Here is a 373-nt window from a genome sequence, read left to right on the forward strand (position 1 = left end):
GACCACGACGAAGTCGGTGTCGGTGTCGCGGCGCACCTCCTCGGTCCACGGCTGGAGCAGGGCAGTGGGGTCCTTCCCGGCGAGTGCCTCGCGGACGGTGGGGGAGTCGGCCACGGTCTGGGCCACAGCCACCGCGCGCTCGGTGGCCCGGCTGCGCGCGTCGCGCCGGGCGTCGTACGCCGCCAACGCGATCGCGGTGACCACCAGCAGCAGCACGATCGCGACCTGCAGCAGCAGCACCTGGCGCGCGACCGACCGGTCGCGCAGGAGGCGAGGCAGGCGGGGCACGCCTGCAGTCTCTCCCATCCGTCGCGCTGGATCGCGGCGTGCGGCGTGAACACAAAGAACACAACGGTGACGGAGGTCACATCAC

1 pseudogene is annotated in these 373 nt (G+C 72.4%); it reads right to left on the reverse strand.

The features are described from left to right. Positions 1–288 (reverse strand): annotated as a pseudogene (locus ACOADB_RS11620) (histidine kinase); the annotation flags it as partial. Positions 289–373 lie beyond the last annotated feature (85 nt).

Origin of the sequence: Nocardioides sp. CPCC 206348 (assembly GCF_048654705.1) — a bacterium.
Classification (GTDB): domain Bacteria; phylum Actinomycetota; class Actinomycetes; order Propionibacteriales; family Nocardioidaceae; genus Nocardioides.